Genomic DNA, 13,943 nt, shown 5'->3' with positions numbered 1-13,943 from the left:
CCCGCCTAAGGATGGGCCTGAGTCGCCGGATCGACAGGGTTTGCAGTCGCTTTCAGGGTGACCGAATTGGCATTTTGCGGGCCTGGCCGCACCTTCGATCAGGTCGTCGCCCTGAGTGCCGGCGGGCGATGTTACCGGCGGTGACCTGGCGCACTCGGCGGGGTAGGCTGGTGTTCGAATCTGGAGGCAAGCATGCAGAAAATCCTCGTCAGTCGTTGCCTGCTCGGGCATCGGGTGCGCTATGACGGCGGCGCCCACGGTCCGTTTGAGCAACTGGCGCTTTGGCAGGCACAAGGCCGCGTGGTGGCGCTGTGCCCGGAAGTCGCGGGCGGTTTACCGACGCCACGGCCGCCGGCGGAAATTCCCGGTGGCCAGGGTGCCAGGGTGCTCGATGGCCAGCGCGCGGTGCTGACGGTGGACGGCGAGGATGTCAGCGCGGCTTTTCTTGCCGGTGCGCAGCAGGCGCTGGCCTTGGTGCAGGCTCAGGGCATTCGTCTGGCGGTGCTCAAGGCGCGCAGTCCGTCGTGCGGCAATCGCGAGAACTACGATGGCAGCTTCAGTGGCGTGAAGGTGACGGGCGAGGGTGTCACCGCCGCGCTGCTGCGCCGCGCCGGGGTGCAGGTCTTCAGCGAGGAGGAGCTGCCAGCGGCGGCAGCGGCTTTGCAGGCCTTGGAGGGCGAAGCGGGCGCTTGAACGTGTCCTGCGTAGGGTGGATGAGGCTCTTTTCATCCACCCATCAGGCGGCATACAAAAAATCATCAGAGCGCGCACAAAAAAGGGAGGCCGAAGCCTCCCTTTTTCATTGGCGATGTCCCAGTTACCTGTTGCGACACACTGCTCTTGGCCGGGTCACTCGCCTGCACTGCTCACCGTGCACGGTGGGCCCCCGCGTTCGCGAGGATGACGGCGCAAGGCAAACCTTTGCGCCAACCTCGTCATTCCCGCGAAGGTGGGAGTCCAGGGAGCGCATCGAGCGCTTAGCCTCAACAGCCAGCAATATTTAACTACGACATAGCCTTTTTATTGCCGTAACGCTTAGAACAGCACGCGACTGCGGATGGTGCCGTGGACGTGCTGCAGCTTCTCCAACGCCAGGTCGGAGTAGTCGGCGTCGACGTCGATCACCACGTAGCCGACCTTGTCGTTGGTCTGCAGGTACTGGCCGGAGATGTTGATGCCGTTGTCGGCGAACACCTTGTTGATCTCGCTCATCACGCCCGGCACGTTCTCGTGGATGTGCAACAGGCGGTGCTTGCCGGGGTGGGCGGGCAACGCCACTTCCGGGAAGTTGACCGAGGACACCGAGGTACCGTTGTCGCTGTACTTGACCAGCTTCTCGGCGACTTCCAGGCCGATGTTGGCCTGCGCTTCGGCCGTCGAACCGCCGATGTGCGGGGTCAGGATCACATTGTCCAGGCCGCGCAGCGGGCTTTCGAACTCTTCGTCGTTGGAGCGCGGTTCGACCGGGAATACGTCGATGGCGGCGCCGATCAGGTGCTTGTCCTTGATCGCATCGGCCAGGTGATCGAGCTCGACCACAGTGCCGCGAGCGGCGTTGATCAGGATGCCGCCCTTCTTCATTGCGCGGATTTCCTGCTCGCCGATCATCCACTGGGTGGACGGTAATTCCGGCACGTGCAAGGACACGATATCGGCCATGCCCAGCAGGTCATGCAGCTTGGCGACCTGGGTGGCATTGCCCAGCGGCAGCTTGGTCACGGTGTCGTAGAAGAACACCTGCATGCCAAGGGCTTCGGCCAGCACGGAAAGCTGGGTGCCGATCGAACCGTAGCCGACGATGCCGAGCTTTTTGCCACGGATCTCGAAGGAATTGGCCGCACTCTTGATCCAGCCGCCACGGTGGCAGGAAGCGTTCTTTTCCGGGATGCCGCGCAGCAGCAGGATCGCCTCGGCCAGTACCAGTTCTGCGACCGAGCGGGTGTTCGAGTAGGGCGCGTTGAACACCGCGATACCGCGCTCGCGGGCGGCGTTCAGGTCGACCTGGTTGGTGCCGATGCAGAAGCAACCGACCGCGACCAGCTTCTTCGCGCAATCGAAAATTTCTTCGGTCAACTGGGTGCGCGAGCGAATGCCGATGAAGTGGGCGTCGGCGATCTTTTCCTTGAGCTGATCTTCCGGCAGCGAGCCGGTCAGGTACTCAATGTTGGTGTAGCCGGCTGCCTTGATGGTGTCCACGGCGGATTGGTGGACGCCTTCCAGGAGAAGGAACTTGATCTTGCTCTTGTCGAGAGAGGTCTTGCTCATCTGAGTACCTGTTGTCCCGGTGAAAATGTCAGGGAAAGCGGACAGCGCGGGCTGGCCGAGCCAGCGTATAGCCGCTGCCGCAAACCGAGCGCAGAGCACGATTCGCGGGGTGCGTATGCTAGCATGTTCTCCTTTTTACTTGCTCGGTTACGACCTGAAACGTTCTCAGGCCGACCATGAATATTGCGAGAGTTCCGTAGATGACCGACGTTGCCCTGATTGAACAGCTGAAGACCCTGGTTGAGCCTGGCAAGGTGCTGACCGACGCCGATTCGCTGAATACCTACGGGAAGGATTGGACCAAGCATTTCGCCCCGGCGCCGCTGGCCATTGTCTTCCCCAAGAGCATCGAACAGGTGCAGGCTATCGTCCGTTGGGCCAATGAGCAGCAGGTCGCACTGGTGCCGTCGGGCGGCCGCACCGGGCTCTCGGCCGCCGCTGTCGCGGCCAATGGCGAAGTGGTGGTGGCGTTCGATTACATGAACCAGGTACTCGGTTTCAGCGAATCCGACCGCACCGTGGTCTGCCAGCCGGGTGTGGTGACCAAGCAACTGCAACTGTTTGCCGAAGACAAAGGCCTGTATTACCCGGTGGACTTCGCTTCGGCGGGTTCCAGCCAGATTGGCGGCAATATCGGCACCAATGCCGGCGGTATCAAGGTCATTCGCTACGGCATGACCCGTAACTGGGTGGCCGGCCTGAAAGTCGTCACCGGCAAGGGCGATCTGCTGGAACTGAACAAGGACCTGATCAAGAACGCCACCGGTTACGACCTGCGTCAGCTGTTCATCGGCGCTGAAGGCACTCTGGGTTTCGTGGTCGAAGCCACCATGCGCCTCGACCGCGCGCCGCAGAATCTCACTGCGATGGTGCTAGGCGCAGCCGATTTCGACTCGATCATGCCGGTGCTGCACGCCTTCCAGAACAAGCTCGACCTGACCGCCTTCGAGTTCTTCTCCGATAAAGCGCTGGCCAAGGTGCTCGGCCGCGGCGATGTGCCGGCGCCGTTCGAAACCGAATGCCCGTTCTATGCCCTGCTGGAGTTCGAGGCGACCACCGAGGAAGTCGCCGAAGCGGCGTTGGCCACTTTCGAGCATTGCGTCGAGCAGGGCTGGGTGCTCGATGGCGTGATGAGTCAGAGCGAGCAGCAGTTGCAGAACCTGTGGAAGCTGCGCGAATTCATCTCTGAGACGATTTCGCACTGGACCCCGTACAAGAACGATATTTCGGTGACCGTGGCCAAGGTGCCGGCCTTTCTGCACGACATCGACGCCATCGTCGGCGAACACTATCCGGACTTCGAGATCGTCTGGTTCGGCCATATCGGCGACGGCAACCTGCACCTGAACATCCTCAAGCCGGACAACCTGAGCAAGGACGAGTTCTTCGCCAAGTGCGCCACGGTGAACAAGTGGGTGTTCGAGATCGTGCAGAAGTACAACGGCTCGATCTCCGCCGAGCATGGGGTCGGCATGACCAAGCGCGATTACCTGACGTACAGCCGTTCGGAAGCGGAGATTGCCTACATGAAAGCGATCAAGGCCGTCTTCGACCCCAATGGCATCATGAACCCGGGCAAGATCTTCGCCTGAGGCTTTGGCTGTAGGAGCGAACCATGCCCGCGATGCTTTTCGTCGCCGATTCGCAGGCATGGCCCGCTCCTACCCTACGTTCAACTGCATTTGCTCTACAGCACAGGAAAGCAGCGATGAGCTACCAGCATCAATACATCGATGGCACCCGCATTCACTTCCCGTTGGGCAAGGTGGTTTGTATCGGCCGCAACTACGCCGAGCATGCGAAGGAGCTGGATAACCCGGTGCCGAGCGAGCCGCTGTTGTTCATCAAGCCGGGCAGTTGCGTGGTGCCGCTGGAGGGCGGCTTCAACATCCCGACCGATCGCGGTGCGGTGCATTACGAGGCGGAAATCGCCGTGCTGATCGGCAAGCCCCTGTCGCGTACGCCGAACCGGGAAGAGGTACTGGACGCCATCTCCGGTTTCGCGCCGGCCCTCGACCTGACCCTGCGCGACGTGCAGGCGCGGCTCAAGGAAAAGAGCTATCCCTGGGAAATCGCCAAGTCCTTCGATGGTGCCTGCGTGCTCGCGCCATTCGTGCCGGCCAGCGCAATCGAAGAGCTGACCGACATCGGCATTCGCCTGAGCATCAATGGCGAAGTGCGTCAGGACGGGCACAGCCGCGACATGCTCAACCCGATCTTGCCGATGATCCAGCACATCTGCGGCCACTTCAGCTTGCAGCCGGGCGATGTGCTGCTGACCGGTACGCCGGCCGGCGTCGGCCCGCTGAGCCGTGGCGATGAGCTGCTACTGGAGCTGGTCGGCCACTCGCGTTTCGCCAGCCAGGTGTTGTAAGGTCGGTGGCCTCTGCATTGCAGGGGTCGGGGTTCTGTCAGGGATGGCGCAAGGGAACTGTCATGCAGTGACGGCTAGTTTGCCCGTCTTTGTCTTGTCGAGCCGGTGCATATGCCTAACCTGTTGTCTCGTCTGTGGCGTCCGCGCCGGCTCCTGCTGGCTGTCGTCGTCGTGGCCGTTGTGGTTGTCGGCTATACCCAGCATTGGCTCGGACAAGTGCTGTACTGGCTCGATGAGCACGAGGTCAGCCAGACCGAGCGCGATGCCAGCATCTGGTTGCCGGGTTACCGCGCGGTGATCCAGGCCAAGCCCTTGGCCGATCTGGATGACGACGAACCCTCGGACCTGACCTACAACCCGGGCAGCAAGACGCTGTTCACCGTCACCGGCATGAACCCTCAGTTGATCGAGTTGAGCCTGGATGGCGAGGTGTTGCGGCGTATCGACCTGATCGGCTTCTCCAACCCGGAAGGGGTGGCGATGCTGAGCAATGGCACTATGGCGATCACCGATGAGCGGCGGCGTACGCTGTCGATCTTCACGCTCGGCCCGCTGACCATCGAGTTGCGCGCCATCGATACCCAGGAGTTTGACCTGGGCTTTGCCGATTCGGGCAACAAGGGCTTCGAGGGCATCGCCTGGGACCCGGCCCAGCAGCGTTTGCTGCTGGGTAAAGAGCGCTCGCCCACGGCGCTGTTCAGCTGGAGCAGCGATGGCACGTCGGGGCTCGAGGGCAAGATGGTGCCGCTGCCCAGCGATCAGCTGTACATGCGTAACCTCTCGGCGCTGAGCGTCGACCCGCGCACCGGTCATTCCCTGGTGCTGTCGGCGCAGTCCAAGCTGCTGCTGGAGCTGGATGAGCAGGGTCAGCCGATCAGCTTCATCAGTCTGTACGGCGGCATGAACGGCCTGCACAAAAGCATCCCGCGTGCCGAGGGCGTGGCCATCGACGAGCGGGGCACCATCTACATGGTCAGCGAGCCGAACCTGTTCTATGTGTTTCGCAAGGAGCGCAAGCCTGAGCCCGCAGCGGCCAAGGTGTCGGCGCCTTAAGCTTGGCTTAAGGTGTAATTAAGCCTCAGTTCAGCCAGGCCCTTTAGTCTGACCCCATCAACCACTGTGATGGGAACCTCGCTATGAAAGCTCACGTACTCGCTCTGCTGTTTGTCCCACTGTTGTCCGGCGCGGCCCTGGCGGCCGGTGGTTACACCGGTCCGGGCGCCAATGCGCAGATCACCACGGTCGCCGCGGCCCTGGAGGCCGCCGACGATACGCCGGTGGTGCTGCAAGGGCAGATCGTCAAACGCCTGAAGGGCGATACCTACGAGTTCAAGGATGCCACCGGCACCCTCGAGGTCGAGATCGATGATGAGGATTGGCCGCCGCAAGCCGTGTCCGAGCAAGCCAAGGTCAAGCTCAGCGGTGAAGTCGAGCGTCACCTGAGCGGTCGCGAAATCGACGTCGACATCGTCGAAGTGCTGCACTAAGCCGCTGTTGCACTGAGCCACGGCCCACGGCGCGGATAGGCGCAACGTGGGCCTTGGTTTTTTCACTGCAGGTCTGGATCCCCGCCTTCGCGGGGATGACGGGTTACTTCAAGCGACGCTGTCGAAGCCCTGCAGCACGTTCACGGCATTGATGCCGATCTCCTCCACGGCATAGCCGCCTTCCATGACGAACAGGGTCTGCAGCCCGAGTTTGCCGATCGCTTCGCCCATCCGCAGGTAGTCCGGGCTGTCCAGCTTGAACTGCGAGATCGGGTCGGCCTTGAAGGTGTCCACGCCGAGCGACACCACCAACGCATCCGGCGCGTATGCGCTGATCTGCCGGCAGGCATCCGCCAGCGCCAGGCTCCAGGTCGACCAGTCGCTGCCGGCGGCCAATGGGTAGTTCAAGTTGAAACCTGTGCCGACGCCCGCCCCTTTCTCGTCGGCAAAGCCGAGGAAGTAGGGGTACTCGAAACGCGGATCGCCGTGGATCGAGGTGAACAGCACATCGGCGCGGTCGTAGAAAATATCCTGGGTGCCGTTGCCGTGGTGGTAGTCCACATCCAGCACCGCCACGCGTTTGGCCCCCAGGTCGAGCAGCGCCTGCACGGCGATGGCGGCGTTGTTCAGGTAGCAGTAGCCGCCCATGTAGTCGGCTGCAGCGTGGTGGCCGGGCGGGCGGCACAGCGAGAACACCCCGCGCGCGCCCTTGCTCAGTTCGGCCTGGCCGGTGAGGGCGACGTTGGCCGAGCTGAGAATGGCCTGCCAGGTGCCGGCGGTGATCGGCGCGCCGGCGTCGAACGAGTAGTAGCCGAGGCGGCCGTCGATGTCGCTCGGTTCCACTTGCCGCAGGCGCCGGGTCGGCCAGGCGATCGGCAGCATGTCGTGGCTGCGGCCGATGGCTTGCCAGTCGCTCCAGGCATTTTGCAGAAAGCGCAGGAAGCCCTCGCCATGCACCCGGCGGATCGGCGCCAGGCCGAAGTCCAGCGGGCTATGCACGGCGCCGAGGGCGACGGCTTTGGCTCGGTCGAGCACCATGTCGGCGCGGCTGGGCATTTCGAAGCAGGGCTTGAACTGGCCGCCGATCAGTTCGTGCTTGCCGTGGTGCAGGTGATGGTCGTCGCTATAAATGGTCAGCATGGGGGTGCTCCTCAGGCGCAGTCATGCCCGCCTGGGCCGGAATAACACGATTATCTGCCAGTTGCTTCTCGTAGGAGCGGGCCATGCCCGCGAAGGCTGTTGAAAAAACGCTTCGCGGGCATGGCCCGCTCCTACAAGTTCTGCACTCAGCCCGTTGGGGGGGTTATTTTTTCAACTTAGTCCAGACCTTGCTGCGCAGGGCCAGGGCTTTCGGCGAGCAGAGCTTGAACGGCTTCAGGCGGTCGAGTTTGTCGGCCGGAGTGTTGATCGCCGGGTCATCGAACAGCGCCTTGTCCATGAATTTGTCCGAGCCTTCGATAGCGTTGTTGTACTTGGCGAAGTTGGAGGCGGCGGCGATGTTCTCCGGCTGCATCATCCAGTTGATAAAGGCATGGGCCTCGGCGACGTTGGTGGCGTCTTTGGGGATCACCAGGTTGTCGATGAAGACGTTGATGCCTTCCTTCGGATAGACATAGGTGAGGGTCGAGCGCTGCGCGTGGGCGCGGTGGAAGGCGCCGTTCCACTGTTCGTGCATCGCCACTTCGCCGGCGGCCATCCGTTCGATGGTGCCGTCGCTGTTGTACATGGCCAGCATGGGCTTCTGCTTGAGCAGCACTTCCTGGATCTGCAGCGCGACCTTGGGGTCTTCGGTGCACGGGTCTACACCCAGATAGAAGGCCGCCGGGATGTACACCTCTTCGATGGAGTTGAGGGCCACCACCTTGCCTTTGAGCTCGACCGGTGGCTCGAAGAAGGGTTTCCAGCTCTCTTCCAGTTTGCCGCCCGGCACCTGGGCGCTGTCGTAGCTATAGCCGGTGGTGCCCCACAGGTACGGCACGCTGTAGTCGTGGCCGGGGTCGAAGCGCAGGGTCTGGAAGGTCGGCTTGAGGTTCTTCAGGTTCGGCAGCTTGCTCTTGTCGAACTTCTGCAGCAGATCCTCTTTGACCATGATTTCGATAAAGCTGTCGGACGGAACCACTACGTCGTAACTGCCGCCGCCGGCTTTCAGCTTGGCCAGCAGGGTCTCGTTGGAGTCGTAGGCGTCCAGTGTGGCCTTGATTCCAGTGTCGGCCTCGAACTTCTTCAGCAACTCCGGCGGGTAGTAGTCCGACCAGTTGGCGAAGTGCAGCGTGCCCGCCGCCTGCGCCGAACTGGCGAGGCTGAGACCGCAGAGGATGGACAGCGCGAGCGAGGTACGGCGTAGGTGCATGGCAAAGCTCCTTACAGGTCGTGGTGAGGTCAGCGTTTGCGCTGACCGACGTAGTAGGACAACGCAACAAAAGCTATGGAAATCACAAGAATGATCGAGGAAATCGCATTGATCTTCGGCGAAATACCCATGCGAATAGAGCTGAAGATGTACACCGGCAGGGTAGTGGCGCCGGCGCCGGCGACGAAGTAGGTGATGACGAAATCGTCCATGGAAATGATGAATGCCAGCATCGCCCCCGAGACGATCCCCGGCATCAGCAGCGGAAAGGTCACCTTCCAGAACGCGCGCCAGGGCGAGGCGTAGAGATCGGCGGCCGCTTCCAGCAGTTGCGGGTTCATGCCCTCCAGGCGGGCGCGGATCGGCAGGTAGGCGAAGGGAATGCAGAACACCACATGGGCGATCAGGATGGTGAACAGCGACAGCTTCAAACCGATAAAGGCGAAGAACATCAGCGTCGACACCGCGGTGACGATTTCCGGCACCAGCAGCGGCAGGCCGAGCACGCCGCTCATCAAGGTCTGCCCGCGGAAGGCCCGGCCGCGCATGCCCAGTGCGGCCAGGGTCGCCAGGCTGGTGGCGATCAAGGTGGCGAAGGTGGCGACGATCAGTGAGTTCTTTGCCGCCCTGACGATGTCCGGGTCGTTGGCCACCACCGAGTACCATTTCAGGCTGAAACCTTCCCAGAGCGTCGCCGATTGCCCGCCGTTGAAACTCAGCACCACCAGCACGATGATCGGCAGGTAGAGGAAAATGAAGAAGAACCACGCCGCCGGGCGCATGCCGGCGAAACGCCAGAGGGGATTCTGCGTGTTCATGGGTGGCCCCCGGCGGTGCCCGGTTTGAAGCGCAGGCTGTAGACCAGCATAGCCAGCAGTACGAAAGTCAGCAGGGCGAAGGACAGCGCGGCGCCCAGCGGCCAGTTGTGCGAGCTGCCGAACTGCAGCTGGATCAGATTGCCGATCATCAGCGTCTTACCTCCGCCCAGCAGCTCCGGAATGATGTAGTTGCCCAGCGAGGGGATGAACACCAGGATGCTGCCGGCGACGATGCCGGGCATGGCCAGCGGCACGATGATCCGCTTCAGCGCTTGGAAGCGGTTGGCGCCCAGGTCGAAGGCCGCCTCCACCAGGCGCCAGTCGAGCTTTTCCAGGCTGGTGTAGATCGGCAGCACCATGAACGGCAGGTAGGTGTAGAGCAGGCCGATGATCACCGCGTTGTCGGTGTAGAGCAGGCCGAGGCCCTGTTCGGTCAGCTCCAGGCCTTGCAGGCCTTCGTCGACCAGGCCGCCGTTGCGCAGCAGCAGCATCCAGGCGTAGGCGCGCACCAGCAGGTTGGTCCAGAACGGCACGGTGACCAGGAACAGCAGCAGGTTGCGTTTGCGCTCGGTCTGCAAGGCCAGGTACAGCGCAGTGGGAAAACCGATCAGCAGGCAGCCGGCGGTGGTCAGGATCGACAGCCAGAATGAGCGCTGGAAGATCTGCAGGTAGTCGGTGTTGAACACCAGGCTGTCGTCCAGATCGCGCTCGTAGAAGAAGTTGCGGTAGGCCTCCAGCGAATACTGGCCCCACTTCACGCCGCCGTAGTCGCCCGATTGCAGAATCGAGACGACGAACATGATCCCCAGCGGCAGCAGCATGAACACCAGCAGGGTCAGCATGGCCGGTGCGCTCAGCAGCAGGCGGCGGTTGAGCTGGCGGCGGGCGGCGAGCAGGCGCGGGTTGTTCATTCGTGCAGAACCTTGATCGCCGTGGCCGCGACCCGCACGCGCACCCGTTCGCCGGGGCCATAGGCGCAAAGCGCGCCGTCGCGGTTCTGCTGGCGCACGCGAAAACCGCTCTGCCCGGCGACTTGCAGGTGGTAGACGGTGTCGGTGCCGACATACACGACGTTTTCCACCAGCGCGTCCAGTTGCCCATCCTCTGCCAAGCTGACCCGCTCGGGACGGATGGCCAGGGTCACCGGGCCGCGTTTGCTGCTGAAGGCGCTGAGCAGTTGGCCGTCGGCCAGGCGCACACCGGTTTCCAGCGCCTCGGCGGCGAGGAAGTTGGTTTCGCCGATGAAGTCCGCCACCGTGCGGTTGACCGGCGCTTCGTAGATCTCGGTCGGGGTGCCGACTTGCAGCACCTGGCCCTTGTTGATCACGGCGATGCGGTCGGACATGGTCAGGGCTTCTTCCTGGTCATGGGTGACGAAGATGAAGGTGATGCCGGTTTCGTGTTGCAGGCGTTTCAACTCGATCTGCATGTCTTTGCGCAGCTTCTGGTCGAGGGCCGAGAGTGATTCGTCGAGCAGCAGCACCTTGGGCCGGTTGGCCAGTGCGCGGGCCAGGGCGATGCGCTGTTGCTGGCCACCGGACAGCTGGTCGGCGCGGCGTTTGCCGACTTCCGGCAGTTTGACCAGTTCGAGCATGGCGCCGACCGTCTGGTCGATTTCGTTTTTCGACAAGCCACGCATCTCCAGGCCGAAGCCGATGTTCTGCGCCACCGTCATGTGCGGGAACAGCGCGTAGCTCTGGAAGACGGTGTTCACCGGCCGGCGGAACGGCGGCTGGTCCTGCATCGGCTCGCCGTACAGGCGGATGGTGCCGGAGCTGGGTTGCTCGAAGCCGGCGATCAGCCGCAGGAGGGTAGTCTTGCCGCAGCCGGAGGGGCCGAGCAGGGTGAAGAATTCGTTGGCGTGGATTTCCAGCGAGACGTTGTCGAGGGCTTTGACGCCCTGGCCCGGATCGCCAAACTCCATGCACAGATGTTCGATGCTGATCGCGCTGGACATGTCGGTATCTGACTCTAACGTGTTGTTATAGTTGGCTTTTATCTTGGTAGAAGCGAGCATGTCGCGCTTTGCTTCGATTCTGGCAGTGCGCCGCGCGGCTAAGAACGATAGATCAGGACAAAAGGGGATAATCGTGGCCAAGTTGCGTGGCGTGGCGGCCATTCAGGCCTCGATCTTTGCCGCCGTCATCCCCGCGAAGGCGGGGACCCAATAAACAAGAGCGCGCCTAGCGCCGATACAGGCTTGGCGTCTGCCCGCTCCAGCGCTGGAAGGCGTGGCGAAAACTGGCGGTCTCGCTGTAACCGAGCTGTTCGGCGATCAGGTAGATCGGCAGGTCGGTCTGCATCAGCAACTGGCGCGCCTTGTCATAGCGCACTTCGTCCAGCAGGCGTTGGTAGCTGGTGTTCATCCGCTGCAAGTGGCGGCGCAGGGTTCGCGCACTGCGATGCAGTTGGCCGGCGACCCGTTCCAGGCTGCTGGCCTCGCGCAGATGGCTGGCCAGGTGCTGGCGGATCTGTTCGAGCACGTCGTGGCCGCTGTTGAGCTGGGCGTCCAGCTTCAGGCATTGCTGTATGCCGTAGTGACAGGTCACCGGATCGGCCAGCGGCAGCTTGCGGTCGAGCAGCGCGGCGTTGAAGCACAGCGCGCTCGTGGAGGCGCCGAAATCTACCGGGCAGCCGAACTTTTCCGTGTAGGCCTGGGCGTGCAGCGGTTGGCGGAAAGGCAGTTGCACCCGGCGCGGGCGCACCGCTTCGCCGAGCAGGTCCTGGATCACCGTGAGCAGTGAGGTCAGGCACAGTTCGGTGTTGAACACCGTCAACTCCGGGGCGTAGCGGTAGCCGCTGGCCACCAGGCGAGCCTCGTCGCCGTCCTGTTGCAGGCTCAGCTTGAAGTAGGTGCCGAGCAGAGCCGGATGGGCCAGCGCCAGGCTCAACGCATCGCGCAGGGTCGGGCTGGCGAGCATGCTGTAGCCGAGGATGCCATAGGCCGAAACGTGCATGCGCAGGCCCAGCGACAGGCCGAGCGCCGGGTCGCGGGTGCAGTGGATGGCATTGGCGAAGACCCGCAGCTCCTGGGCGTGGCTGATCAGTTTGTCCGGAGCTTCCAGGTCGGCGCTGCTCAGGCCGCTGTCTTGCAGCAAACGCTGGCGCGGCACGCCGCTGATGCTGAGCTGGCCGACCGCCAGGGCGATGGTGTGCAAGGTGTTCAGGGCACGCTCTTCGGGTAGCAATGACACAACCATTCTCAGTCCCTTATGTGCTTGTTCTTGTAACGCTTGAATCTAGTCGGCTTCCACGACATTGGGGGCGTTAAGCTTCAATTCAGCGTGGCTGTGTTATTTCTAGCCGATCCTGTCCGAGTGAGCCCAACCCGATGCGTCACCTGCTGACCCTGAAATACCTGCTGGGTGCCCTGCTGCTGGGCCTGTTGTTGCTGTTGGCGCTGGTTGCCCAGGAGTTTCGCCTGTTCGAGCGGGCCTGGTTCCCGGTGCAAGAATGGCGCCACAGCAACGAGTGGCGAAACGTGTCGATCTGGCTGCCGGACTACCACGTGGCGCTGGAGGCGCAGGTGATTGTCGGGCTGGATGATGATGTGTCCGCGCTGACCTACGACCCGGATCGCAAGACGCTGTTCACCGTGACCAACCAGAATCAACAGCTCATCGAACTGTCGCTGGATGGCCGGGTTTTGCGGCGCATCCCCTTGCTGGGGTTCGGCGATCCGGAGGCGATCGAGTACATCAGCCGGGGGCTTTATGTGATCACCGACGAGCGTGAGCAACGGCTGATCAAGGTGCGTCTGGATGAGGGCTCGACACCGATCAATGCGGCCGGTGCCCAGCAGCTGACGCTGGGCATCGGCCTTAGCGGCAACAAAGGTTTCGAGGGCTTGGCCTATGACCCGACTGGCAAGCGCCTGTTCGTCGCCAAGGAGCGCGACCCGGTGCGTATCTATGAGGTGCACGGCTTCCCGCATACCAATTCGGAACGCCCCTTCGCCGTGCATGTGGTCGACGACCCCGAGCGCGATGCCGGCCTGTTCGTTCGCGACCTTTCCAGCCTCGATTTCGACATCCGCACCGGCCATCTGCTGGCCTTGTCCGATGAGTCGCGCTTGGTACTGGAGCTGAATGCCGACGGCCGGCCGATCAGCAGTTTGTCGCTGCTGCGCGGCCAGCACGGGCTGAAGAAAAGCGTGCCGCAAGCCGAAGGTATTGCCAGCGACGATGCCGGCAATATCTATCTGGTCAGCGAGCCGAACCTCTTCTATGTGTTCAGGAAGCGGAGCGACTAGGTGCGGCGCGGTTTTTAGCTGTCGTCCTGCAGGGTGGCGGAGGGGGCGTTGCTGGTCACCGACTGCATGCCCTGTACGCAATTGGCAGGCGTGCTGTACATCTGGCTTTGCCCGATGACCTGGCCATTGCTGGCCTTGAGCACGAAGTGGTGCTTGCCACTGCTGCTGGCTTTGACTTCGAAAGCGCCTTCGCGGTCGACATTCTTGCGCACCGATTCGATGCCGTTCAGGGCCGAGTCTTTGGCCTTGTACAGTTCGCTGGTGAGGATGATTTCGCCATTGCCGGCGAGCAGGTTGAAGTGGAACTGGCCGTCACTGGCTTTCTTCAGGTGGAATTTGCTAGCCATAATTGACCTCCTGGTCGTTGGGGGAGCCCGATTCAGGCTAGTCCCCCATT

15 protein-coding genes are annotated in these 13,943 nt (G+C 62.5%); 7 read left to right on the top strand and 8 right to left on the bottom strand.

From position 1 onward, the window contains the following. Positions 1-192: 192 nt before the first annotated feature. Positions 193-693, top strand: a complete 501-nt coding sequence (locus tag AC3IYG_RS21395; RefSeq protein ID WP_489311480.1) for a 2-thiouracil desulfurase family protein — start codon at positions 193-195, stop codon at positions 691-693. A 342-nt stretch (positions 694-1,035) separates the two neighbouring features. On the opposite strand, the gene serA is transcribed toward AC3IYG_RS21395, so the two are convergent. After that, complete coding sequence (gene serA, locus AC3IYG_RS21390) at positions 1,036-2,265, bottom strand: phosphoglycerate dehydrogenase (protein WP_489311479.1); 1,230 nt, start codon at positions 2,263-2,265, stop codon at positions 1,036-1,038. Between the two features lie 200 nt (positions 2,266-2,465). Here serA and AC3IYG_RS21385 point away from each other — a divergent pair, with 200 nt between their 5' ends. The 4 genes from AC3IYG_RS21385 to AC3IYG_RS21370 all read left to right on the top strand — a co-directional run bounded on the left by AC3IYG_RS21385 (position 2,466) and on the right by AC3IYG_RS21370 (position 6,126). Then, positions 2,466-3,857, top strand: coding sequence for an FAD-binding oxidoreductase (locus tag AC3IYG_RS21385; RefSeq protein WP_489311478.1), 1,392 nt, complete (start codon positions 2,466-2,468; stop codon positions 3,855-3,857). Positions 3,858-3,973: 116 nt separating this feature from the next. Next, complete coding sequence (locus AC3IYG_RS21380; RefSeq protein WP_489311477.1) at positions 3,974-4,639, top strand: fumarylacetoacetate hydrolase family protein; 666 nt, start codon at positions 3,974-3,976, stop codon at positions 4,637-4,639. A gap of 111 nt (positions 4,640-4,750) precedes the next feature. Beyond that, the gene (locus AC3IYG_RS21375) at positions 4,751-5,692 is read left to right on the top strand and encodes an SdiA-regulated domain-containing protein (RefSeq protein ID WP_489311476.1); all 942 of its coding nucleotides are present in this window, start codon (positions 4,751-4,753) and stop codon (positions 5,690-5,692) included. A gap of 83 nt (positions 5,693-5,775) precedes the next feature. Next, positions 5,776-6,126, top strand: coding sequence for a NirD/YgiW/YdeI family stress tolerance protein (locus AC3IYG_RS21370; protein WP_489311475.1), 351 nt, complete (start codon positions 5,776-5,778; stop codon positions 6,124-6,126). 108 nt (positions 6,127-6,234) lie between these two features. Here AC3IYG_RS21370 and AC3IYG_RS21365 read toward each other — a convergent pair whose 3' ends face one another. The 5 genes from AC3IYG_RS21365 to AC3IYG_RS21345 all read right to left on the bottom strand — a co-directional run bounded on the left by AC3IYG_RS21365 (position 6,235) and on the right by AC3IYG_RS21345 (position 11,251). Next, complete coding sequence (locus AC3IYG_RS21365; protein WP_489311474.1) at positions 6,235-7,266, bottom strand: histone deacetylase family protein; 1,032 nt, start codon at positions 7,264-7,266, stop codon at positions 6,235-6,237. 163 nt (positions 7,267-7,429) lie between these two features. Further along, entirely contained in the window at positions 7,430-8,476 is a 1,047-nt protein-coding gene (locus AC3IYG_RS21360) for an ABC transporter substrate-binding protein (RefSeq protein WP_489311473.1), read from the bottom strand. Positions 8,477-8,505: 29 nt separating this feature from the next. Beyond that, the gene (locus tag AC3IYG_RS21355) at positions 8,506-9,294 is read right to left on the bottom strand and encodes an ABC transporter permease (RefSeq protein ID WP_489311472.1); all 789 of its coding nucleotides are present in this window, start codon (positions 9,292-9,294) and stop codon (positions 8,506-8,508) included. Further along, positions 9,291-10,205: an ABC transporter permease gene (locus tag AC3IYG_RS21350; protein ID WP_489311471.1), complete on the bottom strand. Its 915-nt coding sequence runs from the start codon at positions 10,203-10,205 to the stop codon at positions 9,291-9,293. The genes AC3IYG_RS21355 and AC3IYG_RS21350 overlap by 4 nt, the downstream gene beginning before the upstream one ends. Further along, positions 10,202-11,251 carry an ABC transporter ATP-binding protein gene (locus tag AC3IYG_RS21345; RefSeq protein ID WP_489311470.1) on the bottom strand — a complete coding sequence of 350 codons (1,050 nt, stop codon included), beginning with the start codon at positions 11,249-11,251 and terminating at the stop codon, positions 10,202-10,204. Before AC3IYG_RS21345 ends, AC3IYG_RS21350 begins: the two co-directional genes overlap by 4 nt. 58 nt (positions 11,252-11,309) lie before the next feature. On the opposite strand from AC3IYG_RS21345, the gene AC3IYG_RS21340 reads away from it, so the two are divergent. Further along, the gene (locus AC3IYG_RS21340) at positions 11,310-11,465 is read left to right on the top strand and encodes a hypothetical protein (protein WP_489311469.1); all 156 of its coding nucleotides are present in this window, start codon (positions 11,310-11,312) and stop codon (positions 11,463-11,465) included. A gap of 12 nt (positions 11,466-11,477) precedes the next feature. Here the strand turns inward: AC3IYG_RS21340 and AC3IYG_RS21335 are convergent, their stop codons facing one another. After that, on the bottom strand, positions 11,478-12,494 hold the full coding sequence (locus AC3IYG_RS21335; protein ID WP_489311468.1) for an AraC family transcriptional regulator: 1,017 nt from the start codon (positions 12,492-12,494) through the stop codon (positions 11,478-11,480). Between the two features lie 131 nt (positions 12,495-12,625). Here AC3IYG_RS21335 and AC3IYG_RS21330 point away from each other — a divergent pair, with 131 nt between their 5' ends. Continuing rightward, on the top strand, positions 12,626-13,546 hold the full coding sequence (locus AC3IYG_RS21330) for an SdiA-regulated domain-containing protein (protein ID WP_489311467.1): 921 nt from the start codon (positions 12,626-12,628) through the stop codon (positions 13,544-13,546). 14 nt (positions 13,547-13,560) lie between these two features. On the opposite strand, the gene AC3IYG_RS21325 is transcribed toward AC3IYG_RS21330, so the two are convergent. After that, entirely contained in the window at positions 13,561-13,893 is a 333-nt protein-coding gene (locus AC3IYG_RS21325) for a YegP family protein (RefSeq protein WP_489311466.1), read from the bottom strand. Between the last annotated feature and the right edge of the window lie 50 nt (positions 13,894-13,943).

Source organism: Pseudomonas sp. KH_027 (genome assembly GCF_057838565.1).
The sequence above is the reverse complement of the archived record's forward strand: the minus strand, read 5'-3'. Positions and strand labels throughout refer to the sequence as shown.

Excerpts from the sequence above, each read along its gene's own strand:
- serA (WP_489311479.1), bottom strand. The coding sequence starts at position 2,265 with ATGAGCAAGACCTCTCTCGACAAGAGCAAGATCAAGTTCCTTCTCCTG.
- AC3IYG_RS21345 (WP_489311470.1), bottom strand. The coding sequence starts at position 11,251 with ATGTCCAGCGCGATCAGCATCGAACATCTGTGCATGGAGTTTGGCGAT.
- AC3IYG_RS21365 (WP_489311474.1), bottom strand. The coding sequence starts at position 7,266 with ATGCTGACCATTTATAGCGACGACCATCACCTGCACCACGGCAAGCAC.
- AC3IYG_RS21330 (WP_489311467.1), top strand. The coding sequence starts at position 12,626 with ATGCGTCACCTGCTGACCCTGAAATACCTGCTGGGTGCCCTGCTGCTG.
- AC3IYG_RS21380 (WP_489311477.1), top strand. The coding sequence starts at position 3,974 with ATGAGCTACCAGCATCAATACATCGATGGCACCCGCATTCACTTCCCG.
- AC3IYG_RS21335 (WP_489311468.1), bottom strand. The coding sequence starts at position 12,494 with ATGGTTGTGTCATTGCTACCCGAAGAGCGTGCCCTGAACACCTTGCAC.
- AC3IYG_RS21350 (WP_489311471.1), bottom strand. The coding sequence starts at position 10,205 with ATGAACAACCCGCGCCTGCTCGCCGCCCGCCGCCAGCTCAACCGCCGC.
- AC3IYG_RS21325 (WP_489311466.1), bottom strand. The coding sequence starts at position 13,893 with ATGGCTAGCAAATTCCACCTGAAGAAAGCCAGTGACGGCCAGTTCCAC.
- AC3IYG_RS21370 (WP_489311475.1), top strand. The coding sequence starts at position 5,776 with ATGAAAGCTCACGTACTCGCTCTGCTGTTTGTCCCACTGTTGTCCGGC.
- AC3IYG_RS21375 (WP_489311476.1), top strand. The coding sequence starts at position 4,751 with ATGCCTAACCTGTTGTCTCGTCTGTGGCGTCCGCGCCGGCTCCTGCTG.
- AC3IYG_RS21355 (WP_489311472.1), bottom strand. The coding sequence starts at position 9,294 with ATGAACACGCAGAATCCCCTCTGGCGTTTCGCCGGCATGCGCCCGGCG.
- AC3IYG_RS21360 (WP_489311473.1), bottom strand. The coding sequence starts at position 8,476 with ATGCACCTACGCCGTACCTCGCTCGCGCTGTCCATCCTCTGCGGTCTC.
- AC3IYG_RS21395 (WP_489311480.1), top strand. The coding sequence starts at position 193 with ATGCAGAAAATCCTCGTCAGTCGTTGCCTGCTCGGGCATCGGGTGCGC.
- AC3IYG_RS21385 (WP_489311478.1), top strand. The coding sequence starts at position 2,466 with ATGACCGACGTTGCCCTGATTGAACAGCTGAAGACCCTGGTTGAGCCT.
- AC3IYG_RS21340 (WP_489311469.1), top strand. The coding sequence starts at position 11,310 with ATGTCGCGCTTTGCTTCGATTCTGGCAGTGCGCCGCGCGGCTAAGAAC.